Below are 9,073 nucleotides of genomic sequence, written 5' to 3' on the forward strand. Positions count from 1 at the left end.
GGCTTGCTGGTCGTTGCCGCCACTTTAAACGCGCATCGAAGTTTAGTATCGCAGTTGCAAAAAAAGGACGTTAAACGGGACTACTTCGCGATTGTGCGAGGTGTTCCCAGCGGCGGAGGACGCATAGAGGCTGATATTGGTCGTCACCCGCGACAAAGAACGCGGATGGCCGTAGTGCCCACCAACGGCAAGCCCGCTGTGACGCATTACCGAATAGCGCAGCGTTTTGCTCAATACACGGCTTTGAATGTTCAACTCGAGACCGGTCGAACGCATCAGATACGTGTGCATATGGCGCATCGGGGGTATCCGCTTTTGGGAGATCCCGTGTATGGCGGTCGCCTGCAGTTGCCTCGGGGTTGTAGTGACCGTTTGGCGGATACTTTGCGCAGCTTTCGTCGTCAGGCACTGCATGCGCGGCGTCTGAGTTTTGTTCATCCGGGGTCAGGTGATGAGTGTAGCTTCGAGTCCCCATTGGCCGATGACCTTCAGGAGCTTTTAAAGGTGCTCGCCGAAGAAAACTCTCCTGATAGCGGGCACTCTTTGGGCTCGCTGTGAGCGTTCACGAGGTCCGTTTAGCCGACTGGCCCGGGAATGTGCGAATTTTCTACACCACACGTGAGGGGGGGTGCAGCGACGGCCCTTACCATGGGTTCAACCTTGGCCTCCATGTGGGCGATTTTGAGCAGTCCGTTCGGCGAAATCGAGCCGAACTTCTGGAACACTTGCCGCCGGGAGCTCGTATCGCCTGGTTGGATCAGGTACACGGCACTGACGTTGTTAAAGCTTGCGACAGCATACAGGCACCTCTTAGCGCAGATGGCTGTTGGACGACTGATTCGGGTATAGCTTGTGCCGTCATGGTGGCGGATTGTTTGCCCGTACTTTTGACTGATCATAGTGGCAGCGTGGTCGCTGCAGTGCATGCTGGGTGGCAAGGGCTTGTTGCGGGGGTGCTTGATGCCGCGGTTTCCAAGCTGAATGTTGCTCCGCAGGAGCTGTGTGCATGGCTCGGCCCAGCGATTGGGAGCGATGAGTTTGAGGTTGGCCCGGAAGTTCGCGCGGCTTTTATGCGGCAAAATGAGGCGCCAGGGACCGATAGCTGCTTTAAGCCTTCTATGCGCAGATCCGGGCATTACCTTGCTGATCTCCCCTCTCTTGCTGAGCAGCGCCTGACGCGGCTGGGCCTTTTACATATACAGCGCGCTGAGGACTGTACTGTGAGCGACCCCAGACGCTTTTTTTCTTACCGGCGCGACGGCGTCACCGGCCGCATGTCCTGTCTCATTCTTCGAAATCCCTAAACATCAGGCCTTGAAATTGATCATTAGACCCCAACATCTATAAGGGTATAAATGATCACGCCAATCAGTAGCTTGGCTAAAGTTGGTCGCTGAATCACTGTGGAGGTAGACAATCATGAGAATGGACAAACTCACTAATCCTTTGCAGAGCGCCCTGGCAGATGCTCAGTCATTGGCGGTCGGTCGCGATCACAATCAAATTGACTCAGCGCACCTGTTGCAAGCACTCATCAATCAGCAGGGCGGAGCCGCAAGGCCACTGTTACAGCGAGCCGGTGCCAACATAGATGCGCTGCAGCAGTCGCTGCGTTCCGTCATCGACGCTATGCCCACCGTTAGTAATTCTAGGGGTGAGATTCATGTGTCGCCCGATCTAAGCCGTGTACTGAACCTGAGCGACAAAAAGGCGCAGCAAGGTGGGGACAGCTTTATTTCTAGTGAGCTGGTACTGCAGGCATTGCTCGAGGCGGGCGCCGCGGTAGGCAAAGTATTGACGGATAGCGGTGTGAGCAAAGAAGGACTGGATACTGCGGTGCAGGCAGTTCGTGGCGGTGCGCCTGTCGATAGTGCCGATGCAGAAGAGTCGCGGCAGGCCTTGGAGAAATACACAATTGATCTGACAGAGCGTGCTAGGGACGGCAAGCTGGATCCGGTCATTGGTCGGGATGATGAAATCCGTAGAACGGTGCAGGTATTACAGCGTCGTACTAAGAATAATCCTGTACTGATCGGTGAGCCCGGCGTAGGTAAAACCGCCATCGTTGAGGGGCTTGCGCAGCGAGTGATTAATGGCGAGGTGCCGGAAGGTTTGCGCGATAAACGCATTCTGTCTCTGGACTTGGGTGCCTTGCTGGCGGGAACGAAGTTTCGAGGAGAGTTTGAGGAGCGTCTCAAAGCCCTACTTAATGAGCTGTCTAAGGAGGAGGGTCGCGTCATCCTCTTTATTGATGAGATCCACACCATGGTGGGAGCGGGGAAAGCCGAAGGGTCTCTGGATGCCGGCAATATGCTTAAGCCCGCGCTTGCCAGAGGCGAGCTTCATTGTGTGGGCGCCACTACGCTCAATGAGTATCGACAATATGTAGAAAAGGATGCGGCTTTAGAGCGACGCTTCCAAAAAGTGCTCGTCGAGGAGCCTAGCGAAGAAGACACCATTGCTATTTTGCGGGGCCTTAAAGAACGCTATGAGGTCCATCATGGGGTGGATATCACAGACTCCGCCATCATCGCCGCAGCGCAGCTTTCGCAACGGTACATCACTGATCGTCAGCTTCCCGACAAGGCAATTGATCTGATTGACGAGGCGGCTAGTCGTATCCGTATGGAGATCGATTCCAAACCCGAAGCCTTGGACCGTCTTGAGCGACGACTGATTCAGCTAAAAATTGAGCGCGAAGCGGTGCGCAAAGACGAGGATGAATCGGCGGTCAAGCAGCTTGCACTGCTCGATGGACAAATTGAGACAAGTGAACAGGAGTTTGCTGATCTCGAGGAGGTTTGGAAAGCGGAGAAAGCCTCCTTAGAGGGCGCTGCGTCAATCAAGAGTGATATTGAGCAGCTAAAGCTTGATCTCGAAACCGCGCGTCGAGCCGGCGATCTTACGCGTATGTCAGAAATTCAGTATGGCAAGCTGCCGGAACTAGAGAAGCAGCTCGCTCAGGCGCATGCCGCGGAGAACGTGGAGCGTACTTTACTTCGCAACAAAGTGACGGACGAAGAGGTTGCCGAGGTGGTGTCGCGTTCGACGGGTATTCCTATCTCCAAAATGCTGGAAGGTGATCGACAGAAATTGCTGCATATGGAAGACGCATTGCACCATCGAGTTGTGGGCCAGGATGAAGCGGTAGTTGCGGTGTCTAATGCAGTGCGACGCTCGCGGGCGGGTCTCTCTGATCCTAATCGTCCCAATGGCTCTTTTTTGTTCCTGGGCCCAACCGGTGTGGGTAAGACTGAACTGTGCAAGGCGCTGGCGAACTTTCTGTTTGATAGTGAGCAGGCCATGGTACGCATTGATATGTCTGAGTTTATGGAGAAGCATTCAGTCTCACGTCTTATTGGAGCGCCCCCGGGATACGTGGGATACGAAGAGGGTGGATACCTGACAGAAGCCGTGCGTCGCCGTCCTTACTCTTTGCTGCTGTTGGATGAAGTCGAAAAAGCCCATCCTGATGTGTTCAACATCTTATTACAGGTGCTCGACGATGGCCGCCTTACCGACGGTCAGGGCAGAACGGTGAATTTTCGTAATACCGTGATTGTTATGACCTCAAACCTGGGCTCGGATTTGATTCAGGAGCTCGCGGGGGACGACAATTACGAGGCCATGAAAGCCGCGGTAATGGGTGTTGTGTCCCAGTATTTTCGGCCAGAGTTTGTGAATCGTATCGATGAAACGGTCGTGTTCCATCCACTATTGCAGGACCAGATTCGTGGCATTGCTACGATACAGCTAGCGGGTTTGCGGGCTCGATTAGCCGAGAGAAATATGCAGTTGGATGTCAGTGACTCTTTTATGGATCAGTTGGTGGAGGGTGGTTTTGATCCGGTCTATGGAGCTCGGCCACTCAAACGCGCTATTCAGCAGCAGCTGGAGAATCCCTTGGCCCATAAACTGCTGTCGGGTGAGTTTTCGCCAGGTCAGCGAATTTTGGCGAACTGGGGCGATGCAGGGCCGGAGTTTCGTGCTGAGCTTGTGGAGGGTGCCGAATAAGACCTGATGCTGACTCTGCAAAGAGCATGTTGTATAGACAAATGATGAGCTATACAAATTGGTCTAAACCAAAAAGTCCGGACCTAATCCGGGCTTTTGGGTGAATCATTGCGAGGTGGTGTTAGTTGCAGTGAACGCGGATAGTGTCCTGAGCTTTTTGACGCTGCGTTTCTTTTTCTTCCTCTGAGATAAACCGAAGCTCGCCGGTTTCTTTGTCGCGGATCCGGATGCGGGCCGAGGTATTCAGAGTATCGAGGTTGGATTTTGCCCGATTGCAGCTCTCGGGATTCTTGGCCACCACTTCCAGCTCTTCTTGTCGTTGATCGATTTGCGTGAACTCATTCCCTGGTCGAGGTGTCACCTCTTTAGGTACCGCTCCCTCTCCGGGTTGGACCCGGCGAATCAAGGATGATTTTTGTGATACGACCTCGTATTCCACTTGCTCAGACTCAGGCGGTCGGTCGCTAACCACAAGCTTGCCTTGCTCATCTTTCCAGCGATAGTAGGTGTCTGAGGCCTGAGCTTCGCTCGGCGTGCCAAGGGCGGTTACTAAGCAGGCGAACGCCATGCTCACGGCTAAGCACCGGACGGAAGTAAAAGCTGGGCTGAGATTTAAATGTTTCACGGAACACTCCGCTAATTCGTGACAGGAACCATACCCAAGCATCAACTTGGGCGCAATGAAACTCATACTATCAATCATGGGCGCAAACGGTGCCGAAAGACCCGTAAATGCTACCGTTGACAAGAAGCCTTTCCATCACCAAACTTAAGCCGTCGTGAATATGGTAATGGCAACGCAGAGTACCCTCTGCCACTAGCCCCTGTCCCGGTGCGATTATCCGGGTTAGCTGTACTTACGTCCCGTCGGCTGCAGTTTGTCACTTATTGTGCAAATCGCGGCAGTCCACACTGCGTTACCGCGCAGGGCGACAACGACACGGGGTCCCTTCGTGCTTGTTATCCCTCTGTTCATCGCGGTTGACGTCTTGTGTCGACGGAATCGGCGTGCCTTGTTTTATAAGAGGTGCGAAAACTGTTTGTTGTTGGCGAGGGTAAGCGCTGGCACGAGCGGGAGTTACGATAGTGAACGCAAAGCTGGATATGGCCGCGGAGTTGGAAGAGGGTGTTGAGATGCTCTCCGGCGGCGAAATGATTGCAAGGGCGCTGGAAGACGAAGGCGTAGAGTTTATTTTTGGGTATCCGGGAGGTGCGGTTCTGCACATCTACGATGCTCTGTTCAAGGCGGCGAGTGTGCCCCACATCCTGGTGCGCCACGAGCAGGCGGCGACGCATGCCGCTGACGGCTATGCCCGCGCAACGGGAAAGCCGGGTGTTGTGCTTGTCACCTCGGGCCCCGGGGCGACCAACGCAGTGACGGGTATCGCGACGGCTTACATGGACTCCATACCCATGGTTGTGTTGTCAGGGCAGGTGCAAAGCCACCTCATCGGCGAGGACGCGTTTCAAGAGACCGACATGCTGGGTATCTCAAGGCCCATCGTGAAACACAGTTTTCAGGTGCGACACGCTAGCCAATTGCCTCTGGTGATCAAGAAAGCCTTCCACATTGCAGCCAGTGGGCGACCCGGACCTGTGGTCATTGATATTCCCAAGGACATCACGCGACCGGATGAACGCTTTCCTTACGAGTACCCGGAGAGCGTCAAACTGCGTTCTTATTCTCCCGCAGTACGCGGGCACAGCGGACAGATTCGAAAGGCAGCCAAATTACTTCTCTCGGCTAAGCGACCGATTATCTATTCCGGTGGTGGCGTGATTCTGGGTGAGGGCAGCGATCTACTGATTGAGCTTGCACAGCATTTGAATTTCCCTGTGACCAGTACCCTTATGGGTTTGGGTGCTTACCCTGGGTCGGACCGACAGTTTCTGGGAATGTTGGGCATGCATGGATTCTACGAAGCCAACATGGCTATGCATCACTCCGACGTTATTCTCGCGGTCGGTGCGAGGTTTGATGACCGGGTGACGAATACCGTAGGCAAGTTCTGCCCCGGGGCAAAAATCATTCACATTGATATTGATCCTGCGGCTATATCAAAAACGGTGGCTGCCGATATCCCCATCGTTGGGCCAGTGCGATCTGTGCTTACGGACTTGTTGGAGGTGATTCGCAGCAGCCAGGAGAATGAGGCGTCTCCGGCAGAGGAGGTGTCTCTGGAGCCCTGGTGGGCGCAGATTGAAGGGTGGCGAGCCAGTCATGGGCTGTGGACCGGTCGTCGGTTCGGTGAAAGCGATTACATCAAGCCGCAGGAGGTTATTCAGAGCCTTTATCGCATTACTGAGGGTAATGCCTTCGTCACCTCCGACGTAGGGCAGCATCAAATGTTTGCAGCTCAGTACTACAAATTTGATAAGCCGCGTCGCTGGATAAACTCAGGTGGCCTAGGAACCATGGGCTTCGGTTTGCCTTCGGCAATGGGTGTGAAGCTGGCGTTCCCAGATGACGATGTTGCTTGCGTCACCGGAGAGGGCAGTATTCAAATGAATATCCAGGAGCTCTCTACCTGTTTGCAATACAACACGCCGGTCAAGATCATTAATCTGCGGAATAATGCTCTGGGGATGGTGAAACAGTGGCAGGACATGCAGTACGAAGGTCGCTACGCCATGAGTACTTATGAGGATTCACTGCCGGACTTCATGAAGCTAGTGGAGTCCTATGGTCACGTGGGTATTGAGGTGAAAGACAGGGATCAGCTTGACGCGAAGATGGCAGAGGCTTTTGCTTTAAAGGATCGGCTGGTGTTTCTCGATGTCTGGGTAGATCCCATGGAGCATGTGTATCCAATGCACGTGGCGCCCAATGGTTCCATGAAGGACATGTGGCTTAGTAAGAATGAGAGGAGCTGACATGCGTCGCATTATTTCAATACTATTGGAAAACGAACCGGGTGCATTGTCGCGGGTTGTAGGCTTGTTCTCGCAGCGGGGCTACAACATCGAAACGCTCAATGTGGCGGCCACCGAAGATGTGACTTTGTCGCGACTTACCCTTACGACCGATGGTGACGATCGACACATAGAGCAGATTACGAAGCATCTCAACCGACTTGTGGATGTGGTCAAGCTAGTGGATTTGACGGAAGGCGCACATGTTGAGCGAGATTTGATGCTCATAAAAGTGCGTGCTGACTCAACTCAGCGAGAAGAAATTAAGCGCACTACAGATATCTTTCGTGGCCAGATCGTCGACGTAGGTCCGAGGGTTTACACGATTCAGCTTGCAGGGACGACAGATAAGTTGGATTCGTTTGTAGCAGCGATACCCGCGGCGGATATTTTGGAGGTTGTGCGGTCCGGTGTTGCAGGTATTTCGAGAGGAGAAAAAATACTGCGGCCCTAGGGCCGCAGTTGTTCCTAGGCAAAGCCGCTTACAGAATGCTCTTCATGGCCGTCATGTGGCCCCGCAGCATCGTGCCCACTGTCTCTACTGGATGTGAACGAATAGCCTCGTTTACGCGAATCAATTCCTGATTGTCGACGGTGTTGTCGCTGCCCAAGCCTGTGCCGATCACGTCTGTTTCAACGTCTTTCATGAAGTCTGCGAGCAGCGGTCTGCATGCATGGTCAAACAAGTAGCAGCCGTATTCTGCAGTGTCCGAAATAACAACGTTCATTTCGTAAAGCTTTTTGCGCGCGATAGTGTTGGCGATAAGTGGTGTTTCATGCAGCGACTCGTAATAAGCCGACTCGTCGATGATTCCCGCTGCCACCATTGTTTCAAAGGCGAGCTCTACACCCGCTTTGACCATTGCTACCATGAGGATGCCATGATCGTAGAACTCTTGTTCGGAGATTTCCTGGCTGTTGTTGTCGGATTTTTCAAATGCGGTTTCGGCAGTGGCTGAACGCCAGCTCAGGAGGTTCACGTCGTCGTTTGCCCAGTCTTCCATCATAGTGCGGGAAAACTCGCCGGTCATGATGTCGTCCTGATGCTTCTCGTACAAGGAGCGCATAATGTTCTTGAGCTCTTCTGCCAGATAGAAAGCACGTAACTTTGCTGGGTTGCTCAGGCGATCCATCATGTTTGTAATGCCGCCATGCTTGAGTCCTTCGGTAACGGTTTCCCAGCCGTACTGAATGAGCCTGGATGCATAGGCGGTATCAATACCTTTCTCAACCATCTTGTCGAAGCACAGTATGGAGCCCGTCTGGAGCATGCCGCAAAGAATGGTCTGCTCGCCCATAAGGTCTGATTTTACTTCCGCGATAAACGAGCTTTGAAGTACTCCGGCCCGATGTCCACCCGTTCCAACCGCATAGGCCTTCGCAATCTCCATGCCGTCACCGTTGGGGTCGTTTTCCGTGTGAACAGCGATGAGGGTCGGAACACCAAAGCCGCGCTTGTATTCTTCGCGTACTTCAGTTCCCGGGCACTTGGGTGCCACCATGACCACCGTGAGGTCATCGCGGATCTGCATGCCTTCTTCTACGATGTTAAAACCGTGGGAGTAAGATAGGCAGGCGCCGTGCTTCATCAATGGCATTATCGCGGTTACCACAGCGCTGTGTTGCTTGTCAGGCGTGAGGTTCAGTACCACATCAGCCGCGGGAACCAAATCTGCATAGGTGCCCACAGGGAATCCGTTGTCTATAGCGTTGCGCCAGGACGCCCGCTGCTCGGTTATGGCGGACTCACGAAGTGCGTAGCTCACATTCAGTCCGCTGTCGCGGAGATTTAAGCCCTGATTCAGGCCTTGGGCGCCGCAGCCCACGATCACCAACTTCGCGCCACGGAGTTTCTCGACACCGTCTGCGAACTCGCTGGCGTCCATGAAACGACACTTGCCCAGTTGTTTGAGCTGTAGTCGTAGGGGGAGGGTATTGAAGTAGTTCTGGCCCATTGGAAAAGTCCTTAAAGGTAGAAAGCGCGCAAGTCTAGATTAATGAAAGGCTTGCGTAAAACGCTATATAATAGAAACAGTATTGCGTTTGACGCTAATTATGGGTTCACATGGATTTAAAGCCTCTACAAATTTTTCTCGCAGTCTGTAGCAATCTCAGTTTTACCCAGACTGCCGCCGAGCAGCATCTC

General features: G+C 53.5%; 7 protein-coding genes. 5 read left to right on the forward strand and 2 right to left on the reverse strand.

Translation table 11 applies throughout. The features are described from left to right. From ACI9KD_RS16185 to clpB, 3 genes are all read left to right on the forward strand, one after another. Positions 1-558: pseudouridine synthase (locus ACI9KD_RS16185; RefSeq protein WP_414982206.1), on the forward strand; the 558-nt coding region annotated here is incomplete at its 5' end. Further along, positions 555-1,304, forward strand: a complete 750-nt coding sequence (pgeF, locus tag ACI9KD_RS16190; RefSeq protein WP_414982207.1) for a peptidoglycan editing factor PgeF — start codon at positions 555-557, stop codon at positions 1,302-1,304. The genes ACI9KD_RS16185 and pgeF, both read left to right, overlap by 4 nt. A 115-nt stretch (positions 1,305-1,419) precedes the next feature. Next, the gene (gene clpB / locus ACI9KD_RS16195; RefSeq protein ID WP_414982208.1) at positions 1,420-4,014 is read left to right on the forward strand and encodes an ATP-dependent chaperone ClpB; all 2,595 of its coding nucleotides are present in this window, start codon (positions 1,420-1,422) and stop codon (positions 4,012-4,014) included. A 121-nt stretch (positions 4,015-4,135) separates the two neighbouring features. Here clpB and ACI9KD_RS16200 read toward each other — a convergent pair whose 3' ends face one another. Beyond that, complete coding sequence (locus ACI9KD_RS16200; protein ID WP_414982211.1) at positions 4,136-4,582, reverse strand: DUF4124 domain-containing protein; 447 nt, start codon at positions 4,580-4,582, stop codon at positions 4,136-4,138. 566 nt (positions 4,583-5,148) lie between these two features. On the opposite strand from ACI9KD_RS16200, the gene ACI9KD_RS16205 reads away from it, so the two are divergent. Both ACI9KD_RS16205 and ilvN read left to right on the forward strand, forming a co-directional pair. Further along, positions 5,149-6,888, forward strand: coding sequence for an acetolactate synthase 3 large subunit (locus ACI9KD_RS16205; protein ID WP_414982212.1), 1,740 nt, complete (start codon positions 5,149-5,151; stop codon positions 6,886-6,888). Position 6,889: 1 nt separating this feature from the next. Then, complete coding sequence (ilvN, locus tag ACI9KD_RS16210; RefSeq protein ID WP_414982209.1) at positions 6,890-7,381, forward strand: acetolactate synthase small subunit; 492 nt, start codon at positions 6,890-6,892, stop codon at positions 7,379-7,381. 28 nt (positions 7,382-7,409) lie between these two features. Here ilvN and ilvC read toward each other — a convergent pair whose 3' ends face one another. Beyond that, a complete protein-coding gene (gene ilvC, locus ACI9KD_RS16215; RefSeq protein WP_414982210.1) occupies positions 7,410-8,882 on the reverse strand; it encodes a ketol-acid reductoisomerase in 1,473 nt (490 codons plus the stop codon). Positions 8,883-9,073 lie beyond the last annotated feature (191 nt).

This window comes from Congregibacter sp., assembly GCF_047617445.1.
GTDB lineage: Bacteria > Pseudomonadota > Gammaproteobacteria > Pseudomonadales > Halieaceae > Congregibacter.